The organism is Bacillus cereus group sp. MYBK14-1 (assembly GCF_051916885.1).
Classification (GTDB): Bacteria; Bacillota; Bacilli; order Bacillales; family Bacillaceae_G; genus Bacillus_A; species Bacillus_A cereus.
Map to the genome: position 1 here is coordinate 183,296 of NZ_JBQAHM010000010.1, position 25,997 is coordinate 209,292.

The following is a 25,997-nucleotide window of genomic DNA, read 5'->3' on the forward strand; positions in this document are numbered from 1 at the left end:
TTTCACTTACTAGAGGTTCTTTCCACCTTATTATTCTTTATCTTTTTCTACTTCTTTTTTCTTATCTTCTACTACAGATACAACAGGTTTATCACTTGATAATTGTTGCACTGCTCCTTTTCCTGCAAATCCTTCTAATAGCTCTTTTAAGTCAATTCCAGAAGAAGCCTTTAACGTTTCTTGCATCGTTGCCATTAAATCAGTCGCATAGCCCGCAACTTTTCCGGCCCCGCTATTTTTACCACCGCCGCCTGTATCGACAACTGTGATTTTATCAATATTACTAAGCGGACTTGCAACTTCCTTCGCATAACTTGGAAGCATTTTAAGAACCATATCCATAATTGCCGCTTGACCATATAATTCAAATGCTTCAGCAATTTTTTGTTTCGCTTCTGCTTCTGCTAAACCTTTTAATCTAATAACATCTGCCTCTGCTGTTCCTTGCGCTTTTTGTACTTCCGCTTTCGCTTGACCTTGCGCTTTTTCGATTTCCGCCTTCGCTAAACCTTCCACACGTACTTCTTCCGCACGAGCTCTCGCTTCAGCTTCAATCTTATATTGATCCGCATCTGCCTTTTTAATTTGTTTTACTTTTTCTGCTTCTGCTGATTGCTCAACAGCATAACGATCTGCATCTGCTTTTTTCTTAACTTCTGCATCGTATTGCTTTTCACGACGCGCAATCTCTTTTTCTTCTAACTCGATTTGCTTTTCACGCTCAATGATTTTAACGCGCATTTGCTCTTCTGTAACACCTTGTTGTGCTTTCGCTTGTTGTAATTCGTAAGAAAGATCCGCATCTGCACGTGCTTGCTCTTGTTCTCTCTTATAGGACTGTACTTTTAATTCTTTATGTTTTTCAGCTTCAGCGATTTGTGCATCACGTTGATATTCTGCTTCTTTTGCCTCTTTTTCAGCACGTGCTTTTTCAATACGTGCTTCTTTTTCACGCTCTGCATTTGCAATTGTTGCATCACGTTTAACTGTCGCAATTTGCGGCTGACCAAGCGCATCTAAGTATCCGTTTTTATCCATTATTTCTTTAATTGTGAAAGAAACAATGCGAAGTCCCATCTTCTTTAAATCTGTAGAAGCTACTTCATGTACCTTTTGAGCAAATTGCTCTCTATTACTATACGCATCCTCTACTGTCATAGAAGATAAGATTGCACGTAAGTGACCTTCTAAAACCTCTTTTGCTTCTACTTTTAACTCTTCTGTTTCTTTTCCTAAATATTGCTCAGCTGCAGTAGATACTTCTTCAATTGTAGAACCTACTTTAATAATAGAAACACCATTTACTGTAACTGGAACACCTTGCTTCGTATACGTATCACGTGTACCAACTTCTAATTTGTAGTTTAATAGGCTTAAAGGCTCTGCTCTTTGCATAATTGGAACTACGAAAGTACCGCCCCCGCGGATAATCTTAATCTTCTTTCCATCATCAGTGGTAACAACATTCTTTCCTCCACCAAGCCAGTTCCCTGTAACAATTAACGCTTCATCTGGACCAACCGTACGATACTTCGTAATGAATACTAAAATGAGTAGAATTAAAATTGCCAGTAAAACTCCACCGATAATTAATGGAATCGTCATGTAAATTCCCCCTTATAATTTTGGTTTTTTTAAAGAATAAGCGATGTTTTGTACAAGTAAAACACCATCTTGGACTCCCTCGATAATAACCTCTGTTCCTTGCGAAATATCTTTTTTTCCAACAGTTTTAGCTGGGATTGCATTACTTCCAAATTGGGATAAAATTAATACTTCACCAAATCCTTCTGTAGGAATTGTCGTAATGACTTCTCCTTTGCAACCGATAAATTCATCCATACGTTGTACGGTATTTTGTTCTGCTTCTGCAATCGGTTTTAAAATTAGTATTTTCATGATGAAAACACCGATAAAAGATATAGCAAATGCAGCCCCGAAAATAGTAATACTATTAAAGGAAAATAAGTACTCTCCTATATAACTAAGCCCACATAACATGGCGAAGAAACTAAGTAATAAAGTAACAACGGATACAGATCCGCCCCCAAAACTAAATATCGATTCAAATATATCTCCAAAGAAGATATAAATAACAGTGAGTATAGTAGCAATAATAAATCCATATAAATAAATTGTTTCAAGTGGATAACCAAACAAGACCATTTCTTATCCCCCTTTCTTAAACAATCCCTTTTTTGTTATGTGTATGCCCCACCTCTTTCAAAGATTATAGTTCTTAATTTTCAGTTATTTACTCTTTAAAGAAAAGCCTGTAAAACAGGCCCCTAAAAAAGAACAGGAGAAACCTATTGTGACAGGCTCCTCCTAGAAAATAACCGATATATTATATATCTATATAATATACCATTTTCCACAAAAAGTAAAGTTAAACATACATTGGAAAATCGCTTATTTTCCCCCGATTGGTGTGGGCTAATAATCATTGGGGGATGAATGATTAAAGTTTCACTTTACTGATAATGAGTACGTTCCATCGCCATTATCATATTTATATACATACAAGTAATACTTACCTGGTTTTGCATTAAATTTTGCTTCTATATGATTCCCATTAGCTTGACCGTAAGCTGCATAATTTTGCATATCTGATTCATGGTGAAGTACCCATGTCATCCCAATTCCATACTCATTTAAAACAGAAATGTCGATATCTTTCGCTGATGCTACATTAAATGTATAAACATCAGTGTGGTCCCCGCCAATAAGACTACCTTTTATCTTACTATTTAGCCCGATACGATTTGCTTCCTCTGGACGATTATTTGGTTCTGATTCTGTTAAACTTCCATCTTTAATCGTAACAGTTGTTTCGCTTCTGCTCTCTTTTCCCTTATCATCTTTTACTCTTAACGATACTTTATAAGAACCTTCTCTTTCATATACATGTACTGGATTCACTTCTGCACTTGTGCTTCCATCTCCAAATTCCCATAAATAAGAAGCAATTTTTCCATCTTCATCGTTTGAGCCATCACTTTTAAATTGAATTCCCTCTTTTACAAGACCGCTATAAGGGCCATTTATATTAACCGTTGGAGCTTTATTTTCTCCATCATCTTTTGCGATTCCATGGAAGACTACATCATATTCAAATTCATTTGAGCTATTCACACGATAATTGACGAAGTATGCTGTAACAGTTTTGTAGCCACTCCATTCTTTTTGCGCCAATTGTTCTAAAGATTCATTTACTCTTTTACTCATTTCTTTCCAATCTTCTGATTCACCTTTTGTGACACTACCTGTATACGTACCTTCTAATGTAAATGTATTAAAGAATTGAGAATTATGTTTTGTCATTTTTGTATCTTTCATAGGCAACGTATCACTAATTTCTTTCTTCACCGCTGCTAATGACTTCGTTTCATGTTCAGCTAAATAATCATCAGCTACTTCTGGTACAGTGTATGTATCTTGATTATCAATTAACTGCTGCATATACTCTTGATACTCTTTATTTAACTTAGGATCTTTACTTAGATTTTCACGATATGCATCATAATTTTTCACGTCATTCGCACGAATCAAATCTTGAATTTTATCAAATGTTTCAAACTGATGCGTATATAAGTAAGACTGCAATGCGAACGAGTAATTATAGAAATCCCAAGAACCGTATTTAGCAAATAGTGTACGCTCTGCTGTATAACGGCTTGCAGGATCAGATGATAATCCGCTAATTATACTCTTTCTTGGTACAACGTTATTCGTACGAGTAGATCCTGCGAAAAACTCTGCATTTCCTTCTTGGAACCAAGTTAACCTTTCATTTTGATACATATCTCCTCTTCCAAATAGACCTGGTACTTCATATCTACCTTGCAGGTAATGAGTAAATTCATGACGGAATAACTCTTCTAAACTATAAATACTTTGCTCTGGTGTACGCTCATATGTAAAGAATGTACCTGTCTCTTCAATATAAATTCCACCGTTGTTTGTTTCATATCCATACAATTGTCTATTTAACTGATATTCATCTGGACTATTATAAATTACGATCGTTAATACATCATCCGCATTTCCTGGCTCTAACGCTTTGTCATTTCCAATTACACGGTGATACTGTGCCTTTACTTCCTTCGCAGCCCAATATAGTCTCTTAATTTTTTCTTCTGATACTTTATCTCCTGTTTTGAACACAATTGATCCATCGTCGAATGTATACGTTTTTGGTAAGTATTGCTCTTTTCCTTCTTTACGTATTTTCTCTAAATCTACTGTATTCCCGCTATAATCTTTACCATTATAATTTGTTGTAATTTGTTCTACCGCAACAAAATACGGTTCACTTAAGCGCGGGTACATATGCATCGCTTGTGTAACAACCTCTAATCCTTTATTTGGATTGCTATGAAACTTCCCTAAACGGCTAGCAAAATAAATGCCATTATTAACGAGCCATTTATTTTCTGGCGTTACTTCATTTAGAAGAGCAATACGATTTATTTCATTAATAAACCCATCTACTTTTCCATACCACATCGTTTCATTCGCTTCTTTACGAGCCTCAGTTAAGTACGACTGCATATCATAGTCAATACCTTGCATAATATCGTATATTGCTTGTCCCTTCATTCGATCATTTACATAAGTAGTATAATTATCATTGTATTGCTTTAAAATATTCGATGCATATTGAACCGTTTCAACATCGCTTGAAGCATTACTAATTAATTTACCGTACGCAGATACGACTGTATCTTGTTCAACTGTACCAAGCTTAAAGTTTGGATTTTTTGCGATTGCTTTTAAAGCAGGTAAACATTTATCCTGGAAGCTTCTTTCATTTAAGTCGCTTAATTCACTATTATAAAATGCAAGATAAAAAGCTGAACGCAGCACTTCAGTAAACGTTTGAATTCCTTTTGAATCATCTTTCGTAAATGTACTACCTCTATGAGCTAATTCATCTATAATGACTTGCATTTTTCCTTTATCTTTATAAAAAGCCTTTGCATCTTCATTAAACTGGAATAAGTCTGTAATTTGGTGCCATTTAATACTGCCTAACGTTTCAACTAATTCTTGGTCATTCATTTTGTTTAAATCAGCCATTGAATAGCTTTCTTTAACCTGCTTTACTGCAGTTTTCTTCGTAATAGATGCTGGTCGCTGTGAAAAATCTCCTACTTTTAAACGTTCTTGAAATGATAAAGTTTCATCAACTTTTGAAATATGTCCAACTTCATCTACCGACTTTTCAATTCCAACCGGTTTCGTTTTTAACACGTTATACGGTACTTTTTCTTCCGCTGCTGCATGAGTTTGAAGTGCGCCTAACGATAAAGCCATTGTACTAATGCTAAGCATCACTTTATTGATCTTTGATTTCTTGTTCATATCCTGACCCCCTATTTTAATATTCCATTCAAGAATTTAACATAAAATCTGGATGTAACAATATAAAATGCAATATTTCATATTATTTCTTCCTATAATTTGTACATATCGTGAACGCATTGCTCTTTACCTCCCTAAAACAAATTGCATCCTTTCACATTATAAAAAGGGAATTTTTTGACAATTAAAAACTTAATTGTTATGATTATTATAATTGTTAACTTTATTAAATAAGGGTGGGATTCTATGATAAAAAAAGAAAACAGTGTATTTTATATCTCCTTCTTGCTAACAACATTATTCATTATATGGGGAATTACCCCAGCAAGTTGGATACAAGGCTACGATTTACAAAGTGTTACATCTTCTTTAAACTCATTTATCCTCAATAAATTTGGATGGTTTTACTCTCTACTTATGACTACAATGATTATTTTGGCTGCTTATTTAGCATTTTCCAAGTACGGTTCTATTCGTCTCGGTAAAGATGGAGAAAAGCCAAAATATAATTATCCATCTTGGCTATCCATGTTGTTTGGGGCAGGAATGGGAATTGGACTCCTCTTTTATGGAATCGCTGAACCGATTTCACATTTTACAGATCCGTTAACAGGAAAAGCAGGTACAGAAGAAAGCGCCAAACTCGCTATGCAATATTCATTTTTCCACTGGGGACTCTTTCCGTGGTCACTATACGCAATGGTCGCTTTAACAATTGCATATTTCACATTCCGCAAACAAAAAGGTAGCACTATCGGGGCTACAGTTACTCCATTATTTAATCGATCGAAAAATTCCCGTATTGGAAAAACAGTTGATATTTTAGCTGTTTTAGCCACAGTGTTTGGCATTGTACCATCTGTTGGGATTGGTGCTCAACAAATTGCTGGAGGATTAAGCTATTTATTCCCTTCCATTCATAACACTTTACTTACTCAGCTCGTACTTATAGCTATCTTCGCTGTTTTATATTTAACAAGTGCACAAACTGGCTTAGATCGTGGGATTAAATATTTGAGTAACTTGAATTTCTCTCTTGCAAGTATTTTACTCATCTCTTTCTTACTTTTAGGACCAACTGTATTTATTATGAAATATTTCACATCTACACTCGGTTCTTATATCGGCGCTTTACCTAGTATGGGATTAAATTTAGGAGCATTTAGTGAAAAATCTTCTTCTTGGATTGAAAACTGGACTATTTTCTATTGGGGATGGTGGATCTCTTGGTCTCCATTCGTCGGCACATTTATCGCACGTATTTCTAAAGGACGCACAATAAAAGAATTTATTTTTGGAGTTGTATTAGTCCCAACTCTTATCTGTACATTTTGGTTTGCAGTATTTGGTGGTACCGCAATTCATATGGAAATGTTCCAATCGCTTGGAATAGCTGATGAAATTGCAAAAAATGGTACAGAGATTGGATTATTTGCTGTTATTTCACATCTACCATTTTCTACCTTTTTAACGATTATCGGGTTAATTTTAGTAGCCACATTTTTCGTTACTTCTGCCGATTCAGCAACATTTGTTGTTTCAATGCAAACGAGTAACGGAAGCTTATCACCGAAAAATAGTTTAAAACTTATATGGGGATTAACAATCGCGATAATTGCCGCTATTTTATTACAAGCTGGAGGATTAAATGCACTACAAATCGCAGCTATCATCGCAGCACTACCATTTTCTATCGTAGTCGTTCTTATGGTCATTTCGCTCTTTAAGGAGCTGCGAAAAGAAGATGTTAATTTGCAAACAAAAGAAGTATCTCAAAAAATAAAAAAGGTTATGTAACGATTAGCACCTCAAATTACTTCTGAATCCGTAACAACTGAGGGAAAAGTAGATTAATAAAACCCATTCGTATGAAATATAATTTTCATACGAATGGGTTTTCACTCTATTATATAGTGTTGTAAACATGCCTTCTCCTCAAATCCTACTTTCTTGTATAATTTCATCGCACGATCATTATTCGTATTCAAACATAATTCTATCTCCTTCATTCCTTGGAAGGAAATAATATACTGAATTGCCTTTTGTAATAACCGCTCTCCGACACCTTTTCTTCTACTATTTTCAGCGGTTGCAATAAATTCGATATTCGCTTCTTGAAACTCTGGATTTACTTCCACATATGTAAAGCAACTTCTTCCCAATTCTCTGCGATAATAAACGGCCCCCATATCTCTGCACATTTCTTTACTTCATCCACATCAAATCCTAATAAACCTATTAAATTATTATTCTCATAAGTAGCAACAAAAGATTGTTCCCAGCCTATATCTGAAAAATCATGAATAATTGTCTGTAACAACTCCTCTTTCTCATCTCCACAATAGCCAACATGATGAGTAGCATCTTTATTCATATTCGCAATAAATGCTGCCACCTCTTCAATTTTCAAAATAGAACTGACATACATAACCTCTCCTCCTTCACTAATATATTCACACCTTTTCCATTTATATCCTTCTAAAAAAGACATCACCATAAGCATATTTCAAAATGAAATCGCCATGATAATGTCTTCTCAAAAACTCATATAATCATCTTACGTTATAATAAGATAAAACGTTTTTTATTTCTTAAATAATCTCTTTCTAAATACAAACATACTCAGTGCTGAAAGAACTAACGCTATGCCTGAAAGTAATGTTGATGTATTCTCTTGTCCACCTGTTGCTCCTAATGATTTCTTACTTTCTTCTTGCTTATTAACAGCTGGTTTATTTTCTTTCACAACTTGATTATTCACGTTTTGTTCTTGGACTACTGCTGATTGATTTACCGCGTCTTTTGAACCTTCAATTTCTTTTCCTGTTTCTTTTACCTCCGCTTTCGATCCTTCAACTCCTGTTGTTGGCTCGTCCACTTCCTCTTTTGTTTCTTCAACTTCTTTTACCGGTTCTTTTACTTCTTCTTTCGTTTCTTCAACTTCTTTTACCGGTTCTTTTACTTCTTCTTTCGTTTCTTCAACTTCTTTTACCGGTTCTTTTACTTCTTCTTTCGTTTCTTCAACTTCTTTTGTTGGCTCTTTTACTTCTTCTTTCGCTTCTTCAACTTCTTTTGTTGGTTCTGTCACTTCTTCTTTTTCAACTATATTTTGGATTACCGTTCCGTTAAACCTTATGCTAATTTCATCAGAATCTAAATCAAATTTATACACCTTTTCACCTGGGGTACTCCATTTTATTACTCCGTTATTAAACGTCCCTCCCTCACTTACCAATTGAATATTTTCAATACTTTCTCCTTCTAAATCATATACAGGAACTTGAATTTCTTCGTTTATTTTTGCATCATTTAAAATGATATTTTGTCTTCCAACATCAATTGTAAACCACTGACCTAATTGTATTAACGGCCTTACATCACGAATCTCATTTCCAGCTAAATTTAAGCTAAATAAGTTTAGCATGGAACCAATAACCGTTACATCTTTAATATGATTGTCCGCAAGATTTAACCACTGTAAATTTTCCAATGAAGATAGTGGTGTTATATCTTCAATTTGATTATGAGATACATTCACATTATTCAATTGTTTCAAGTTTGAGATAAACTCAATATTTTTCAGGCCTACTCCTTCTAAAGTGAGTTTTTCTAAGTTCGTCATGTATTCTAAACCTGTTATATCTTTTATCTCATTTCCTTTTTCTTTAAGTATCTCTAATTTTTTAATCTGTAATAAATCTTCTTTTGTGATAGGAGCGTTTACATTCTCTCTACCTAAATTCTCTTTATTAATATGTTGTTGTAAAGTTTTATCGAGAATTACATTTTGACTTTCTTTTTGTTTTTCAACTATATTCTGTATAACCGTGCCATTAAATCTTATTTTACTTTCAGTAGAATTAGTATCTAGTTTAAATTCATATATTTTTTCTCCAGGACTATTCCATTTTATAAATCCGTTATTCAGAGTAGCCCCCTCACTTTGTAGATTAATATTTTGAAGTGGCTCTCCTTTAAGGTTGTATACTGGGATTTTTATTTCTTCATCTACACTTGCTTCATTTAAAAAGATTTTTTGTCTTTGAATGTCAATTGAAATTCGCTTACCTAATTCCTCAACAGGCCTTACGTCAAAAATTTCATTAGCTCCAAGATTTATCTCATGTAAATTTGTTAAGGTGCTCAGCGGCGATACATCAGAGATATAATTCTCTTCTAAATTCAGCACTTGTAAATTTCCTAATTGAGATAATGGTGATATATCTTTTATTTCACTATCAGAAATTTCTAGTTCAATAAGATTACTCATTTTACTAATAGATTCAACATTATTAATTTTATTGTTCCCTATCCATAATAGTTCCACATTATTTAATCGATCAATTCCCGTAAGATCACTGATTTGATTATTTGCTAAGTATAATTGTTTCATAGTTGATAATGTAAATAATGGCTGGATATCTTTAATGTTATTACCGATTAAATCTAATGTTTTAATTTTTTTCATTTTACTTAATGGTGTAAGATCAGAAATTTTATTATCTCTTAAAAAAAGCATATTAATATTCTCTAACTGCTCAATTGGGTGAATACTTTCAATTGAATTAGACGTTAAATCAACGTACTTCAAACCTCTCAACTTCGAGATGGCTGATATGTCTTTTACATTAGACTCTCGTAACGTCAACTTCTCTAAGTTTGTCATATACTCTAAACCAGTTATTTTATTTATTCCTTTACCTGAATAAATGGATAAAGTTTTAATTTGTAATAAATCTTTCTTTGTGATTGGCGCATCTACATTATCTCTATTTAAGTTATATTTATTAATATATTTTTGTAATTGCTTATCTAATATTACATTTCCGTTTTCATCTTGTTGCTCCTCTTTATTTTCCTTTTGTTTTTCTGGAACATTGTTCTCTAAATTCAATGTATTTACTTCAAACTGTACTTGGTACTTATTGTCATAGGCCATTGTTGGAATATAAATATGCATTCGCATATTATACCTTTTTCCTAATTCCCCTACTTCAAACTGAATCACTTTCGTTCCATTTTTCTTTTTGTCTTCTGATATTACTTTCACATCATGAAACACACCTGGAGTGTGAATATCCTCTGTCTTCAAGTATTGAAAGAAATCACTATCACTTAACGTTGCTGTTACAATTTTCTTTCCATTCTCAATTGTTAATTTCGGATCCTTTATATAAACAGCTGCCATAGACTCTTCATTCGTTTTATCTTTATACGCTTTAATAACAGCGTCATATGTACCATCTTCTAAACCTTGTCCAGTTTTATTCGCCTCAATTGCTACTGCCGCTAAAGCAGGTGTTGAATACACAGCAAACGGAAGTGATAACGCCGCCGCTATAATCATTGCATTTATACGTTTTCTTTTATTTTGTTTCAACTTTACATCTCCTCCGAAATATATAATTCAAAATGTAATCATTTCTCGAATAAATGATAATGATTTTCATTATCATTGTCAACTGAAAAAATAAAAAGTTTACAAAAAAAGAACCTCTTTAAAAGAGGTTATGCCATTTTCTCACCTGATTCTTCTCTAAAAAAGCTTTTCATCGCATGAAATACGTCTGCTTTTTGCTTTAAAATATAGTATCTAAAGTTTTCATCTTTAATATTTTTATAGGCTGACATGAGTGTACTGTGGCGGTTGTACTGATTCACTTCCCCATACCCAAACATATTACACTTCTTCATTAGCTCTTCAACAAGTTTTACACATCTAGCATTATCTGATGTTAAATTATCACCATCTGAAAAATGGAATGGATAAATATTATAGCGGTCAGGTGAATATTTATTATCGATAAGTTCTAATGCTTTTTTATATACGGAAGAACATATTGTTCCGCCACTTTCTCCTTTTGAGAAAAATTCTTCTTCTGTAACGACTTTCGCTTCTGTATGATGAGCAATAAATTCAATATCAACTGTTTCATACTTTGTGCGTAAAAATCTTGTCATCCAGAAAAAGAAGCTACGTGCCATATATTTCTCCCATATTCCCATCGATCCACTCGTATCCATCATCGCTAATACAACAGCTTTTGAATCTGGCTTTAATACTTCATTCCAAGTGCGGAACTTTAAGTCTTCTTGATGAATTGGATGAAAAGATGCTTTACCACCCATCGCATTTCGTTTATATGCGGATATCATTGTTCGTTTCTTATCGATATTTCCCCATAATCCTGTTTTTCTAATGTCATTAAATTCAACATGTTCAATCCGGTTTTCATCCATTTCTTTTCTCTTTAAATTAGGCAGTTCTAACTCTCTGAAAAACGCTTGCTCTAATTCTAAAATAGAGACTTCAGCTTCATAGTAATCTTCCCCAGCTGCATCTCCTGCTCCTTGCCCTTTTCCTGGCCCTTTTTGTTTTTGACCACCTGATCCATCTCTCGCAACGACATCACCAACTTTGCTGTCACCGTTTCCTTGCCCAACATGTTTATTTTTATCATAATTGTATCTAATCTTATATTCATCTAGAGAACGAATTGGTATTTTTACAACATCCTTGCCATTAGACATAACTATACTTTCTTCTGTTACAAGATCAGGTAAATTATTCTTAATTGCCTCTTGTACTTTTTCTTGATGGCGCTGTTGGTCGTCATATCCTTTGCGATGGAGGGACCAGTTTTCCTGTGAAATCGTATAATTTGGTTGATTTTCTTCGCCCATTCCTTTCCCTCCTTACTGTAATTGTCTTCCTGTATGAACAGCAATCTATAAATTTTGTTCTGTAATGTGCAAGCTAGAATGTTTGAAAGGTAACTGCCCACAGAAAATCATCCCATAAACATTTATAACGTTTTTCATACAATACCCCGAGCATCCTAAACAAAATTTTGCCACTCACATAATAGAAAGAAATATTCAGCCACTGATAAGAAAGAAACACAATGCATTGTTGCACACATTTTTACTTTGCAACATATTGTATTGTGTTGGCTTTTTTCGTATGAATGGTTGGTTACTCTATCATATGCATATTGTAAAAATAATTGACAATAAATTCATGAAATTGCATCTTAATTTATTACATTTGGACAAGGTATGACACTTTATACACATATGAACGGATAATAAAACGCTGTCCCGCAAAATACAAGAGACAGCGTTTTGTTATCAAACTATCTGTTTAACAAGCTACCTACATAGCGTAGTAATTCGTTTGCTGAAGAAGAATTATAGCCATGCTCATCAATTAAACGCGCAACAACATCATTGATTTTCTTAAGCTGATTTTCGTCCGGCGTTTTCGTTGATGTTGTAATTTTCACTATATCTTTTAAATCAGCAAATAGTTTTTTCTGAATCGCTTCACGAAGACGTTCATGTGAATTATAATCAAAGCGTTTTCCTTTACGGGCATAAGCAGAAATGCGAATTAAAATCTCTTCACGGAACGCTTTCTTAGCATTTTCTGAAATTCCAATTTGCTCTTCAATTGAGCGCATTAATTTTTCATCTGGACTCATTTCTTCTCCTGTTAACGGATCACGTAATTTCGATTTATTGCAGTACGCCTCAACGTTATCTAAGTAATTATCCATAAGCGTCTTAGCTGATTCTTCATATGAATAAACAAACGCTTTTTGTACTTCTTTCTTCGCGATTTCATCGTATTCTTTTCTCGCTAATGAGATGAAGTTCATGTAACGTTCACGGTCTTCATTACTAATGGATGGATGCTGATCTAGCCCATCTTTTAAAGATCTAAGTACATCTAACGCGTTAATAGATGGTACCTCTTTTCGAATGATTGTAGACGAAATTCGGTTAATGACATAACGAGGATCAATACCCTTCATACCTTCATCTTGATATTCGCGTTGTAATTCTTCTACATCAATCGCATTATAACCTTCTACCGTTTCTCCATCATACAAACGCATCTTTTTAATTAAATCAATATCCGGACGCTTCGGATCTTTTAAACGAGTTAAAATAGTGAACATTGCTGCAACGCGAAGTGTGTGTGGTGCAATGTGAACATTCGATACATCACTTTCACGAATCATTTTTTCATAAATATGTTCTTCTTCACTTACTCGTAAATTATAAGGAACTGGCATTACAATAATTCTTGAGTGCAATGCTTCATTTTTCTTATTTGCTATAAATGAGCGATACTCTGTTTCATTCGTATGCGCTACAATTAATTCATCTGCTGAAATAAGCGCAAATCTTCCCGCTTTGAAATTCCCTTCTTGCGTAAGCGATAATAAGTGCCATAAAAACTTCTCATCGCATTTTAACATCTCTTGGAACTCCATCATTCCTCGGTTTGCCTTATTTAATTCTCCATCAAATCGATACGCACGCGGATCTGATTCTGAACCATATTCTGCAATCGTAGAAAAGTCCAGACTACCTGTTAAATCTGCAATATCCTGTGATTTTGGATCAGACGGGCTAAATGTACCAATCCCTGTACGGCGATCTTCAGAGAAGAAAATACGCTCTACAACTACATCCTCAATTCTTGATCCGTATTCTTGCTCTAAACGCATGACATTTAGTGGTGATAAATTCCCTTCAATTCTAACCCCATACTCATCAAAGAAATCATCTCGTAAATGATGTGGAATTAAATGCAGTGGATCCTCGTGCATTGGGCATCCTTTAATTGCAAAAATTGCTCCGCGATCTGTTCTTGAATATGTTTCTAATCCTCGTTTCAACATTGTAACTAACGTTGATTTCCCTCCACTAACAGGACCCATTAATAATAAAATTCTTTTTCTAACATCTAATCGTTTTGCAGATGGATGAAAATATTCCTCTACAAGACGTTCTAGAGCATCCTCTAATCCAAAGAGCTGATTACTAAAGAAGTTATACTTTCTTCTACCATCAACTTCTTCAATTCCAGCGTCTTTTATCATATTGTAAATGCGAGAGTGTGCTGTTTGAGCCACCCATGGTCTTTCTTTCACAAGCTCCAAATACTCCGCAAACGTACCTTCCCATTGTAAACGTTCTTCTGCTGCTCGATGCTGTTCAATCTTTTTTAGAATATCCATTATAGCTCCTCCCCCATCTCCTTGTTCAATCGGATTATTATAAAAGGTATGCTAGGATGTCCTTAAACATTCTTTAAATCAAAACGAAATATATAATAGCACGCTAAAATTCTCTCCAAAATTCAAAGAAAATTCTGTATAATATAGGTATTAACATTTTTACACTGCTATTCATTATAAATAAATTCTTTTCTTCTAAGAACCTTACATACATTTTGGATAATAAATAAAACTCATAAACCGAAAACAGTAAGGAGGATATTAGTATGAAATTATTATTAATTTTAGGTGTATCACTCACATTTCTTACAGCTATTTTTACATCCGGTTACAATGACAAACCAGGTACACATAAAAAATGATGTGCTTTTAGCACATCATTTTTTTATTTATAATACATATTTTCCATATCATATTTGGATAGTGGTCGGCTATAATAATAACCTTGTACAAGCTTCACATTCTTTTCTTTCAAAAACTGTATTTGCTCCTTTTTTTCTACTCCTTCTGCAATTATATTCAATTCTAAAGTATGAGCTAAATGAATAATTGCAGCTGTAATATTCGTATCACGTTCATCTATATGTATACCTTCCATAAAAGAACGATCAATTTTTAAAGTATCAATTGGATATGTTTTTAAATAACTTAAAGATGAATAGCCTGTTCCAAAATCATCTAAATGAATCTTTAAATTTTGTTCTTTTAATTGTAGTAACACTCTCTTTGATATATCTTTATGTATAAGAGCTCCTTCTGTAACCTCTATCGCTAATAAATGAGCTGATACATTGTACTTATTTAAAGCCCGTGTAATCATCTCTATTAATGTAATAGAACGAAAGTGTCTAGCTGAAATATTAACCGCAATTGGGACCACTTCATATCCTTTATTTAACCATTCGCGCAGTTGCTGACACACTTGATTTACTACCCATTCATCGAGCTTAATAATAAATCCTGTTCTTTCTGCCAACGGAATAAATTGGTTTGGAGAAACAAATCCTAATTCCTTATTCTCCCACCTTATTAAAGCTTCCATACTAGCTATTTTTTTCGTTTCAATATTAATTTGTGGCTGATAATATAAGAAAAATTCATTTTTTTCTATAGCACGATGTAACTGGTTTTCTATTATAAACCTTTGTTCACGCTCACAGTCTAATCCACTACAATAAAAATGATAATGTCCTTTTCCTTTTTCTTTTGCTTTTTCTAAAGCAGCATCGACCCTCTGAAATAGTATTTTTTCATCTTCTCCATCTGCTGGAGCCATTACAATTCCAATTGATGCACTTAAATATACATCTTCTTCTTCGATTACAAAATATTCACTAATATTTTTCAGTATGCTTTTTGCAACTTCCTCTACATATTCTTTCTTTATATTTTCTATCAACATAACAAATTGATCATCGTGTTCTCTAAATAAGTGCATACCTTCTATTTTTAGATTGCTTAAACATTCTGTAACTTTTTGTAATACTTTATCTCCCTCTTTATGACCAAATGTATCATTAATACGATGAAACTCATCTAAATCTATAAATACAAGCGCAAAATTTACACTCTCATTTAAAAAAGTATTTAACTTATTTGTACATGAAATTCTATTCATTAATCCCGTTAACTGGTCATAGTAAGCTAAATATTCTGTTCGCATTTCGTTTAATACTTGCCTTGTAACATCTCTCGTAACAATATAAATCCCAACAATTTCACCGTTCACAATAATCGGGATAGTTCTCAAAGAAATATATAGCTCGTACCCTTCTTTATGAACATATTTCTTTGAAACAATTTGTTTTGCTTTTCCTTGCATCGATCCCTTAAATATAATTTGAAAATCTTTTTCATATTCTTTATTAATGAATTCAAAAATAAATTTATTATTTAATTCCTCATACCGGTATCCAAATATTTCATACGTTGCCGGATTTGCATATGTAACTCTCCCTATAGAATCTATAGATATAATTGAGTCATTATTATATTCCAGTAACGACTTAAATAACATTTGTTTTTCCTCTATCTTTGTCTTCTCCTCAATTTGAGCTGTAATATCTCTTGTAATGCAAATAACAAATTGACATATTCCTTCTTCGTCGCAGACAGGATTAAGTGAAGATTCATAATGTATCTCACCTTTTGGTAAATTGACTACATCACAAAAGGTGTGTGCTTTCGCTTCTCTCACTACTTTTGCATATTGCCTTTGCAATATCCCCGCTATATCTTTTGGTAATACTTCTGCAAAAGTTTTTCCATAGCACTCTTCGCTTAACCTAGCATAATCCATTCCTATTTTATTCACATACATATATTGAAACGTTTCATTATCAATAACTTTCAATATGAATACTAAATCTTGAATAGCATGTAATAATCCTTGTCTAATTAAATCCATATCTATCATACTTAAAAAGGTATTTTGATTACTATATTCTTCCTTCATATTTATCTCAACCCGTCTTATCTATTTTTAATCATATATCCCATTCTATATGATTATGTCCTCTCTTTTAAATGTATGATTATATATTATTTTTATTTTATAAAAAAAAGTCGCCATATGGCGACTTTTAATAAACGATTTCTAAATCTAATCCAGGGTAATTTTGTTGACGGAACGCTTCATAAATTAAAATTGCTGCTGTATTAGATAAATTTAATGAACGTACTTTATCTGTCATTGGAATACGTAAACAATGATCAAAGTTTTCTTCGATTACATTAGCTGGTAAGCCGTTTGTTTCTCTTCCAAATACAAAATAGTAATCCTTCTCACGCTTGCTATAGTCAAACGCTGTATGAGCTTTCTCGCCATACTTTGTTAAATAGAAGAATTCACCGTCTTTATTTTTTTCATAAAATTCTTCAATTGAATCATAATACGTAATTTTTACGTGCTGCCAATAATCTAATCCTGCACGCTTTAACATTTTATCATCCGTTGAAAATCCAAGCGGTCTAATCAAATGTAATTCTGTTCCAGTTGCTGCACAAGTACGAGCAATATTCCCTGTATTTGCTGGAATTTCTGGCTGATATAAAACAACATGTACTCCCACGCGATATTCACCTCTGTTTTTTGTCTACTACGTATTATACCACTTGAGCGAAAAATCTCTACCCATTAATAATATGAAAGAATTTATATTTCATTTGTGGTGTATATTTACTAGAGTCTTCATAGTTCCAATAACGTCGACGGCTATTCGCTGAATGTGCATTTACAAGCGGCATACCATCTGCATCTTTTGCTACTACAATCGTCGTATGATTCCATCTTCCGTCATCCTCGAAATCATAAGCAATGACATCTCCAAGAATAAGTTCTTCTGGCCTCTCTACCGCCTCTGCTCGAAGTCCTGTTGTAGCACCTGACAAATACCAATAAAAAGAATGTGCAACAGCCCAGCTCCAACTCCACTGATTCTCCCTTTGCCACCATCCTTTACGAATATTAGGATACCCGTTCATAGGTACTTCTCCAGTATGAAGACATTGAGAAATGAAATTCGTACAATTATCAGGGAAATTACGATACATAGGATTCCGGTCATCCCACCAACGCTCTGCATATTTCACTGCCTCTAAACGATTATACTGATAAGAACCGTACTTCTCTTTCGTAATATCCCTTTCTAATGTCTCACCCATTCTAATTTCTTCTGACACTTCAATAGCAGAATCGCCTATAATTCGACTATTATTTAAACAAACTCTTCGTTTTAATTGTTCCTCTTCAATATAAAATAATTCTTTATGCTTAATTAAATATTTAAAATGTATTTGATAATCAATTTCTTGATGGTCATTACTATTTAATTGTCTAATGAAAGAAACATCCGCAGTTGCTTTCACTATATGTGCACTACGCCTTTGAAACAATTGTTTCTTTCTCAGTGCCATTTGTAGTAAATCCTCAGCAATACCATCCACATTCGTTCTTTTCTCCGTTATATATGCTAAAAATTGTTGTACTTGGTTTTCAATCTTCGTTTTTACAACCATTCTGTCTCCCTCCCATATTACAATATGAAAAAGGGAAATATTATCTACTCTTTTTTCTGTGCTAACAATTCAAGCCCGCGATTCATTTCATGAAGCACTTCTTCATCTTTCTCACGTTCCATCGCTTTCTCAATCGCTTCGCCTACTCCATCTCCGCCAATTTTCCCAAGTGCCCATGCTGCCGTTCCGCGTAGTACCGGTCTTGGGTCATCTTTCATAACACCAATTAAATCTGGAATTGCCGATGCTTCTTTAAAATGTGCTAATGCTAAAATCGCATTTCTTTGCAGTGGCTTTTTCCCTCTCCATGACCCTGACATAATCCCATATTTCTCTTTAAAATCACGATTACTAATTGTTAAAAGTGGCATTAATAATGGTTTAACTAGCTCAGGATCCGGCTCCATCTCAGGATGATTATGAAAATCCATTCCTTTGTTTTTCGGACAAACAGTCTGACACGTATCACATCCATATATGCGATTTCCTATTTTATCGCGATATTCTTCAGGTAGGAATCCTTTCGTTTGTGTTAAAAACGCAATGCACTTCTTAGAATCTAACTGTCCCCCCTGTATTAAAGCACCGGTAGGGCAAATATCGATACATTTCGTACAGCCTCCGCATTGATCTTCTATCGGCTTATCTGGCGGGAATGGAACATTTGTAATCATTTCCCCTAAGTATACGTACGAACCAAATTCAGGTGTAATAATAGAGCAGTTTTTACCGATCCATCCAATACCAGCACGCTCTGATACAGCTCGATCACTTAATTCACCTGTATCAACCATGGACTTCACTTCTATATCGGGAAGTTTTTCAATTAAATATGCCTCTAATTTTTTCAAACGATCTCGTAAAACAAGATGATAATCTTGTCCCCAAGAAGCACGACAAAAAATCCCACGGCGTTCTCCACGCTTACTTAATGGTGCATTTTTTAATTTTGAAGGATATGCTAAAGCAATCGCAATAATTGATTTAGCACCCGGTAATAACAGTTGCGGATTCGTTCTCTTCTCTATATCAGGCTCTTCAAATCCAGATTGATAATTTAATTGTTGTTGCTGGATTAAGCGCTGCTTTAATTCCTCAAAAGGAGAAGCGCTCGCAAAGCCTATTTTATCTATGCCAATTGTTTTACTATACGCAATTACATCTTGCTTTAATTGTTCAAAATCCACTCTTAATCGCCTCCTCAGATGAATCCACCCCTTATGTAACCACTCTATTGGTTAGTAATTCACGTTTGGAATACTATCATTTACTTCTATTTTCGCATGTAATTATATTTTTCAAACATTAAAAAACGCAATGCCTCGTTTATCTCGGAAACGAAACACTGCGTTGATCACAATTTATAGAAAAACTTTTAATAAAATTTGGAGCGGGTGAAGAGAATCGAACTCTCGACCAGAGCTTGGAAGGCTCTTGTTTTACCACTAAACTACACCCGCAAATATGAATTACATATAAGATATTAGAATAACTTATGTAAAATAGTATAGCATGTAAAAAAAGTAGAGGCAAGAATTTTATCGAAAAAAGTCGAAAAAGTGATGAGAGACCTCATCACTTTTTCAATTCTTTATCAATTGCCTTTTTCATACTATCAAAATCAGGATTTGCAAGATTTCCGTTTACATATACAGAAGGAGCACCTTGAACTTTTAATTTTTGAGCACGATCTGAATCTTTACTTACTTTTTCTTTAATGTCTTTACTGTGTAAATCTTTCTTAAATTGCTCTACATCAACTTTTGGAAGTTTCTCTTTCACAATGCTAAGAAGCAAATCTTCTGTAATCCATTCTTCCGTATCTTTCTTTTGATTTTGATAAATCTCATCATAGAAAATCCAGAATGAATCTTTATCTTGTTTATAAATTGCTTCACCAGCTGCTGCACCTAAATCTGAGTCTTTTCCGATAAATGGGAAGTTAATAAAGTATAACTGCACTTTGCCTTTATCAATATACTCTTCTTTTAATCGAGGTAATACTGTTACATCCCAAGTACGACAAGCAGGACATTTAAAGTCTCCAAATTCAACTACCTTAACTGGAGCATCATCTTTCCCTAAAGATTGTTGCGTAGAATAAGCAAACATCTCATTCCCTTTATCTTTTTTGTCATTTATGATGCTATACGCAATTGTTCCAATTACAATCAATACTGCGATAGAAAAAACTATACCAAGAGCCATGAGTTTATTTGATTTCATATACATTCCTCTTTAAATTCATATTCTGTATACAGCATTGTACACAATACACATAATATCAACACTTATATACGTCACGCAATGAACACGCTCACATAAATTACAAAAACACAATAATTGTGACGATATTGTGTCACAATTTGTCACAATTTATTCAAAAAAAGAAGCTCCTCTGTAGGAACTTCTCTTAACTTACTGCTTTTTTACGCGCGCTATTTAACATCGACTGCTCTATTTTTATATCATGACGAATTACCAATTTCTCACTAACTGCTTGAACATACTCATCATGGCTTATATAGCCTTCTTTCTCCATTAGTCTCAAAACGACATTACGTCTCTCTACTGCTTTATCATAATTTTGGGCAGGTGAGTAATAAGCAGGTGCTTTTACTACAGCAGCCATCATTGCACTTTCAGCCAACGTTAATTGGTTCACCTTTTTACCGAAGTAAAGGTTTGCTGCTTTTTCAATTCCCCATGCTCCTTCTCCATAATAAATATTACTTACATATAATTTTAATATTTCATCCTTCGTAAATGTGCGTTCAATTTTTTTCGTATAAAAAATCTCTTTCCACTTCCGAGAAAATGTACGTTCATTCGTTAAAAAGGCATTTTTAGATAGCTGCTGTGTAATTGTGCTTCCTCCTTGCACGACACCACCAGCCTTTATATTCTCAACAGAGGCCCTAATAATTGCTATATAATCTAAACCGTTATGATGATAAAATCTTTTATCTTCTGTCGCAATAAATGCATGTGTTAATGATTCTGGCACCTCTAACTTAGCCGGTACATGTAATTTACTAATATCACTTTTCTCAATCATTACATTTCCAATGAATAATAACGTACAACTTAACAATAATAATAATATAATGGCTTTATAAAAAAGTTTAGTCATTGGATTTAATGCAACTTTTTGATGATAGTTCACCCTAGATAATACTCGTTCTTTCATCTTGAACACCTCTTTTCCACACAGCATATAACTCTTACTTTAAGAATACATTGTTGTAAAAAAATATCCCATCGATTTCTCTTACACGTACCTTACATCATTGTAAGGTATAAAGTGAAACTTTAATCGGCCCTCATTAATCAAGCTTACTGCCCAGCAAATAGTTGGATAAAAAAGTATTGTATCACAGTCTTTTTTTATCTACTATTCATCTGAAATATTGAATATAGGTTATGTTAAAGTACGAATAACCAATAAAAGAGAAACCCTTAAGACTATTATATTTTCACTTTACACTTTAATTATATCATCTACAAATATATATACTTTTAACTATCTAGTAATCTAAATGTATATAACATATAGATTTATTATACAGAACAAACGTTCCTAAAATCAATACTAGTGCTATTATTATTTTGACCTTTTTCTTAAACAGTATACAAAAAAAGAGTAGTGATTCGAATGTATCTCAAATCGGCTACTCTTTTCTTTACAATCTTCCTATTAAATTATACGGCTGTACTTCCCACGTTTCATACGGAATAAAATGTGTTGCTCTCATTGCATCAAGCGTTCTAGATTTCATATGAGGACGCGTTATATACTCATCTATGTTCTCTTCATTTAAATCAACAAATTTAGCCTCTTGTATTTCTTCAGGTTGAATTTTTATTTCACCACTTATATATGCTACTTTAAAAACAACAGCTAGAATATGCATAGAAGTATTATAATAAACGCCTGTAATTCCGATAGGCTTCACCGTTAACCCTGTTTCCTCTTTTATTTCCCTACAGACAGCTTGATCGAGCGCTTCGCCTTCTTCTACCTGTCCTCCTGGCAACTCCCACGTATCAGCTCGCCAGTGCACTTTTGTTAATAACACTTCATTTTTTTCATTTGTTAAATAACCTGCTACAGCAACGATATGCTTTGGTGTCTTATGTTCCATATTAAGCCTCCTAGAGATAATGAATATTTTATATATCCCTATAATCATATTCCCTACCTACAACAAAATACCTTTAATACTTCATCACCTTAATTAACTTCATAAAAAAGACCCTATCCGCTAAGCGAAAAGGGTCATCTATCGTATTACTCTCCTAAGTCTACGTTGTGATAAACTTGTTGAACATCTTCTAAATCTTCTAATGCATCAACCATTTTCTCAAATTGTGCTTGAGCATCTTCAGGAAGTGTTACATCACTTTGTGCAAGCATTGTTAATTCTGCAACTGTAAACTCCTCAACGCCAGCACCTTTAAGTGCAGATTGTACTGCATGAAATTGATCTGGTTCAGCATACACGATAACAGAATCTTCTTCTTCTAGAATGTCACGTGCATCTACATCTGCTTCCATTAAAATTTCAAGAACTTCATCTGATGTTTTACCTTCAAGGCCGATAACAGCTGTCGCATCAAACATGTAAGCTACAGAACCGTTCACACCCATATTACCACTGTTTTTGCTAAATGCAGCTCGTACATCTGCTGCAGTACGGTTTACGTTATTTGTAAGTGTATCTACAATAACCATAGCTCCATTTGGTCCGAATCCTTCATAACGAAGCTCGTCATAATTTTCTTCTGAACCGCCTTTTGCTTTTTCAACTGCACGATCAATAATTGTTCTTGGAACATTGTATGTTTTCGCACGCTCTAATACAACTCTTAGTGCTTGGTTTGATTCTGGATCTGGCTCGCCTTGTTTTGCTGCCACATAAATTTCACGCCCAAATTTCGCGTATATACGGCTTGTATTTGCATCTTTTGATGCTTTTTTGTCTTTAATATTGTTCCATTTACGGCCCATACTTTCCACTCTCTTTCCCGTTTTAAATCTACATAAAAATATTAATATGAAATATAATGTGTGTTCAACACATTTTTAAAAGAAATATAAAAAGTTCATTTTTGATTCATATTACAGACATAATATAAATCACTATCATTTTGTTCTTTCGACAAGTTATATTATACATGAATTCCTACGTTTATTACGAATTTTAGAAGCACATAGTATAATTTAACAAAAAGACTCTAACATTTCTGTTACAGTCTTTTTATATTGCCAATAAAGATTTCCATATTATTCCCATAATTGTTTTCTATTGTTGTATAATAAAAATAGGAAAAAATTTGAAGAAAAGATGGAGGGTGAATTATGACACATTCCAAAGACAAAAAATCACATGCTTTTAAAGGAATAGGAGAAAAATTAAACCCAACTATCTATCAAGTGAGATTCATGAAATTAGATGAACCAATTCGATTTGAGTCGTTTCCTGAATTAAAGGAATTAGGAGACTGGTTGAGTACTTCAACGCACATGTGGTCATGCCACTCAACTATGTACAAATACAACAGAGAAGAGTTTGAAAAGAAGTTCTTAGAAATTACGAAATTAACAGCTGATCATGTACTAATATCTACTGGTGGCGTCGGATTTAACTTCATGTCACCAGGTTGGAGAAATTCTCTATAAAATAATGAAATTATATAAAGGGATAAAAATTTATCCCTTTATTGTTTTGTAGCTTTCCCCAACTGTATCGCATGTACTAAATGAATAAGTTTACCTTAATCATTTATAACCATTTCATCAACACACCATTTTGCTTATTTTATAGTGTGATGAAAATATAAAAAGACTCTACACATTTGGTGTAGAGTCTTTTTATTACGCCGTTCATGATACCGATGGTCGGGGTCGAACCGACACTCCCGAAGGAACACGATTTTGAGTCGTGCGCGTCTGCCAATTCCGCCACATCGGCACAAAAGAAAAGGCGGCAACCGGATTTGAACCGGTGATAAAGGTTTTGCAGACCTCTGCCTTACCACTTGGCTATGCCGCCATATAAAATTTTATTGGAGCGGAAGACGGGATTCGAACCCGCGACCCCAACCTTGGCAAGGTTGTATTCTACCACTGAACTACTTCCGCAAAAATGGCTGGGCTAGCTGGATTCGAACCAGCGCATGACGGAGTCAAAGTCCGTTGCCTTACCGCTTGGCTATAGCCCATCGAATTCTTACTTAATTATATGTAAGTATCCATTAGATTATTTGTAATTTTTAAAATAAAAATGGGGCGACTGATGGGAATCGAACCCACGAATGCCGGAGCCACAATCCGGTGCGTTAACCACTTCGCCACAACCGCCATGTTGTGTAAATATATTTGGCAGGGGCAGTAGGAATCGAACCCACACTGGAGGTTTTGGAGACCTCAGTTCTACCTTTAAACTATGCCCCTATGTAAATGGTGGAGGGGGGCAGATTCGAACTGCCGAACCCGAAGGAGCGGATTTACAGTCCGCCGCGTTTAGCCACTTCGCTACCCCTCCGAAACTTACATGGTGCCGGCTAGAGGACTTGAACCCCCAACCTACTGATTACAAGTCAGTTGCTCTACCAATTGAGCTAAGCCGGCGTATTTTATTAAAATAAATGGTGGCTCGGGACGGAATCGAACCGCCGACACGAGGATTTTCAGTCCTCTGCTCTACCGACTGAGCTACCGAGCCTTATTAAAATGGCGGTCCCGACCGGGGTCGAACCGGCGATCTCCTGCGTGACAGGCAGGCATGTTAACCACTACACCACGGGACCATTTGGTTGCGGGGACAGGATTTGAACCTGCGACCTTCGGGTTATGAGCCCGACGAGCTACCGTGCTGCTCCACCCCGCGATAATACTATTCATATAAAATTTATATGGTGGAGGATGACGGGATCGAACCGCCGACCCCCTGCTTGTAAGGCAGGTGCTCTCCCAGCTGAGCTAATCCTCCAAAGTGGTGACCCGTACGGGATTCGAACCCGTGTTACCGCCGTGAAAGGGCGGTGTCTTAACCACTTGACCAACGGGCCAAATATTATAAATCCTATGGCGGAGAGCAAGGGATTCGAACCCTTGATACGCTTGTGACGTATACACGATTTCCAATCGTGCTCCTTCGGCCAACTCGGACAGCTCTCCAATGGCTCCGCAGGTAGGAATCGAACCTACGACCGATCGGTTAACAGCCGATAGCTCTACCGCTGAGCTACTGCGGAATAATATTGCCTGGCAACGTCCTACTCTCACAGGGACAAGGTCCCAACTACCATCGGCGCTAGAGAGCTTAACTTCCGTGTTCGGTATGGGAACGGGTGTGACCTCTCTGCCATCATTACCAGACATTATTCTTTTGAGACAATCATTATTATAACTTATTTACTTTAAAAGTCAACAAGTTTTTTATGTTCTCTCAAAACTAGATAACATTGCTACATATTATATGGTTAAGTCCTCGATCTATTAGTATTCGTCAGCTCCACATGTCACCATGCTTCCACCTCGAACCTATCAACCTGATCATCTTTCAGGGATCTTAC

16 protein-coding genes, 16 tRNA genes, 2 rRNA genes and 1 pseudogene are annotated in these 25,997 nt (G+C 34.7%); 2 read left to right on the forward strand and 33 right to left on the reverse strand.

The genetic code is table 11. The features are described from left to right. Positions 1–30: 30 nt before the first annotated feature. From ACTFR3_RS22565 to colA, 3 genes are all read right to left on the reverse strand, one after another. Positions 31–1,605 (reverse strand): flotillin family protein, encoded by a 1,575-nt coding sequence (locus ACTFR3_RS22565; protein WP_000155021.1) that lies wholly within the window; start codon positions 1,603–1,605, stop codon positions 31–33. Positions 1,606–1,617: 12 nt separating this feature from the next. Then, the gene (locus ACTFR3_RS22570) at positions 1,618–2,166 is read right to left on the reverse strand and encodes an NfeD family protein (RefSeq protein WP_000242445.1); all 549 of its coding nucleotides are present in this window, start codon (positions 2,164–2,166) and stop codon (positions 1,618–1,620) included. A 303-nt stretch (positions 2,167–2,469) separates the two neighbouring features. After that, complete coding sequence (colA, locus tag ACTFR3_RS22575) at positions 2,470–5,367, reverse strand: collagenase ColA (protein WP_440044820.1); 2,898 nt, start codon at positions 5,365–5,367, stop codon at positions 2,470–2,472. A 246-nt stretch (positions 5,368–5,613) separates the two neighbouring features. Between colA and opuD the strand changes: the two genes are divergently transcribed. Further along, positions 5,614–7,164, forward strand: coding sequence for a glycine betaine transporter OpuD (opuD, locus tag ACTFR3_RS22580; protein WP_259592604.1), 1,551 nt, complete (start codon positions 5,614–5,616; stop codon positions 7,162–7,164). Between the two features lie 101 nt (positions 7,165–7,265). Here the strand turns inward: opuD and ACTFR3_RS22585 are convergent. From ACTFR3_RS22585 to ACTFR3_RS22645, 13 genes and pseudogenes are all read right to left on the reverse strand, one after another. Next, a pseudogene (locus ACTFR3_RS22585) lies at positions 7,266–7,795 on the reverse strand (GNAT family N-acetyltransferase). 156 nt (positions 7,796–7,951) lie between these two features. After that, positions 7,952–10,747, reverse strand: coding sequence for a leucine-rich repeat domain-containing protein (locus tag ACTFR3_RS22590; protein ID WP_440044821.1), 2,796 nt, complete (start codon positions 10,745–10,747; stop codon positions 7,952–7,954). Between the two features lie 128 nt (positions 10,748–10,875). Beyond that, positions 10,876–12,051, reverse strand: a complete 1,176-nt coding sequence (yhbH, locus tag ACTFR3_RS22595; RefSeq protein WP_000503517.1) for a sporulation protein YhbH — start codon at positions 12,049–12,051, stop codon at positions 10,876–10,878. A gap of 452 nt (positions 12,052–12,503) precedes the next feature. Next, positions 12,504–14,399: a PrkA family serine protein kinase gene (locus tag ACTFR3_RS22600; protein ID WP_000353273.1), complete on the reverse strand. Its 1,896-nt coding sequence runs from the start codon at positions 14,397–14,399 to the stop codon at positions 12,504–12,506. Positions 14,400–14,784: 385 nt separating this feature from the next. Further along, the gene (locus tag ACTFR3_RS22605; RefSeq protein WP_000657172.1) at positions 14,785–16,854 is read right to left on the reverse strand and encodes a sensor domain-containing protein; all 2,070 of its coding nucleotides are present in this window, start codon (positions 16,852–16,854) and stop codon (positions 14,785–14,787) included. Between the two features lie 127 nt (positions 16,855–16,981). Continuing rightward, entirely contained in the window at positions 16,982–17,470 is a 489-nt protein-coding gene (trmL, locus tag ACTFR3_RS22610; RefSeq protein ID WP_000538147.1) for a tRNA (uridine(34)/cytosine(34)/5-carboxymethylaminomethyluridine(34)-2'-O)-methyltransferase TrmL, read from the reverse strand. A gap of 58 nt (positions 17,471–17,528) precedes the next feature. Next, positions 17,529–18,416: an amidase domain-containing protein gene (locus ACTFR3_RS22615; protein ID WP_000260591.1), complete on the reverse strand. Its 888-nt coding sequence runs from the start codon at positions 18,414–18,416 to the stop codon at positions 17,529–17,531. 44 nt (positions 18,417–18,460) lie between these two features. Continuing rightward, entirely contained in the window at positions 18,461–19,603 is a 1,143-nt protein-coding gene (gene queG, locus ACTFR3_RS22620; RefSeq protein WP_440044822.1) for a tRNA epoxyqueuosine(34) reductase QueG, read from the reverse strand. 199 nt (positions 19,604–19,802) lie between these two features. Next, a tRNA-Gly gene (locus ACTFR3_RS22625) sits at positions 19,803–19,876 on the reverse strand. Between the two features lie 115 nt (positions 19,877–19,991). After that, a complete protein-coding gene (locus ACTFR3_RS22630; RefSeq protein WP_000841307.1) occupies positions 19,992–20,642 on the reverse strand; it encodes a DsbA family protein in 651 nt (216 codons plus the stop codon). A gap of 187 nt (positions 20,643–20,829) precedes the next feature. Further along, positions 20,830–21,606 (reverse strand): transglycosylase domain-containing protein, encoded by a 777-nt coding sequence (locus tag ACTFR3_RS22635; RefSeq protein ID WP_000664715.1) that lies wholly within the window; start codon positions 21,604–21,606, stop codon positions 20,830–20,832. Between the two features lie 493 nt (positions 21,607–22,099). Next, positions 22,100–22,561 carry an NUDIX hydrolase gene (locus ACTFR3_RS22640; protein ID WP_000400455.1) on the reverse strand — a complete coding sequence of 154 codons (462 nt, stop codon included), beginning with the start codon at positions 22,559–22,561 and terminating at the stop codon, positions 22,100–22,102. 146 nt (positions 22,562–22,707) lie between these two features. Continuing rightward, entirely contained in the window at positions 22,708–23,427 is a 720-nt protein-coding gene (locus tag ACTFR3_RS22645) for a YebC/PmpR family DNA-binding transcriptional regulator (RefSeq protein ID WP_000532952.1), read from the reverse strand. Positions 23,428–23,778: 351 nt separating this feature from the next. Between ACTFR3_RS22645 and ACTFR3_RS22650 the strand changes: the two genes are divergently transcribed. Beyond that, positions 23,779–24,099, forward strand: a complete 321-nt coding sequence (locus ACTFR3_RS22650; RefSeq protein WP_000149743.1) for a DUF3884 family protein — start codon at positions 23,779–23,781, stop codon at positions 24,097–24,099. Between the two features lie 210 nt (positions 24,100–24,309). Here the strand turns inward: ACTFR3_RS22650 and ACTFR3_RS22655 are convergent. The 17 genes from ACTFR3_RS22655 to ACTFR3_RS22735 all read right to left on the reverse strand — a co-directional run. Then, positions 24,310–24,391: transfer RNA gene (locus ACTFR3_RS22655), tRNA-Leu, on the reverse strand. A gap of 10 nt (positions 24,392–24,401) precedes the next feature. Next, positions 24,402–24,472: transfer RNA gene (locus ACTFR3_RS22660), tRNA-Cys, on the reverse strand. Positions 24,473–24,486: 14 nt separating this feature from the next. Further along, positions 24,487–24,561: transfer RNA gene (locus ACTFR3_RS22665), tRNA-Gly, on the reverse strand. A gap of 5 nt (positions 24,562–24,566) precedes the next feature. Next, a tRNA-Gln gene (locus tag ACTFR3_RS22670) sits at positions 24,567–24,641 on the reverse strand. Between the two features lie 63 nt (positions 24,642–24,704). Beyond that, positions 24,705–24,780, reverse strand: a tRNA-His gene (locus ACTFR3_RS22675). Between the two features lie 19 nt (positions 24,781–24,799). Next, positions 24,800–24,873: transfer RNA gene (locus ACTFR3_RS22680), tRNA-Trp, on the reverse strand. A gap of 7 nt (positions 24,874–24,880) precedes the next feature. Then, positions 24,881–24,964 (reverse strand) — tRNA-Tyr (locus tag ACTFR3_RS22685). Between the two features lie 10 nt (positions 24,965–24,974). Further along, positions 24,975–25,050, reverse strand: a tRNA-Thr gene (locus ACTFR3_RS22690). Between the two features lie 18 nt (positions 25,051–25,068). Beyond that, a tRNA-Phe gene (locus ACTFR3_RS22695) sits at positions 25,069–25,144 on the reverse strand. 9 nt (positions 25,145–25,153) lie between these two features. Next, positions 25,154–25,229: transfer RNA gene (locus ACTFR3_RS22700), tRNA-Asp, on the reverse strand. 3 nt (positions 25,230–25,232) lie between these two features. After that, a tRNA-Met gene (locus tag ACTFR3_RS22705) sits at positions 25,233–25,309 on the reverse strand. A 26-nt stretch (positions 25,310–25,335) separates the two neighbouring features. Then, positions 25,336–25,411: transfer RNA gene (locus ACTFR3_RS22710), tRNA-Val, on the reverse strand. Between the two features lie 4 nt (positions 25,412–25,415). Beyond that, positions 25,416–25,490 (reverse strand) — tRNA-Glu (locus ACTFR3_RS22715). Positions 25,491–25,507: 17 nt separating this feature from the next. Further along, positions 25,508–25,599 (reverse strand) — tRNA-Ser (locus ACTFR3_RS22720). A 2-nt stretch (positions 25,600–25,601) separates the two neighbouring features. Further along, positions 25,602–25,676: transfer RNA gene (locus ACTFR3_RS22725), tRNA-Asn, on the reverse strand. Between the two features lie 8 nt (positions 25,677–25,684). Then, a 5S ribosomal RNA gene (gene rrf, locus ACTFR3_RS22730) occupies positions 25,685–25,800 on the reverse strand. A 100-nt stretch (positions 25,801–25,900) separates the two neighbouring features. Then, positions 25,901–25,997: ribosomal RNA gene (locus ACTFR3_RS22735) — 23S ribosomal RNA — on the reverse strand; the annotation flags it as partial.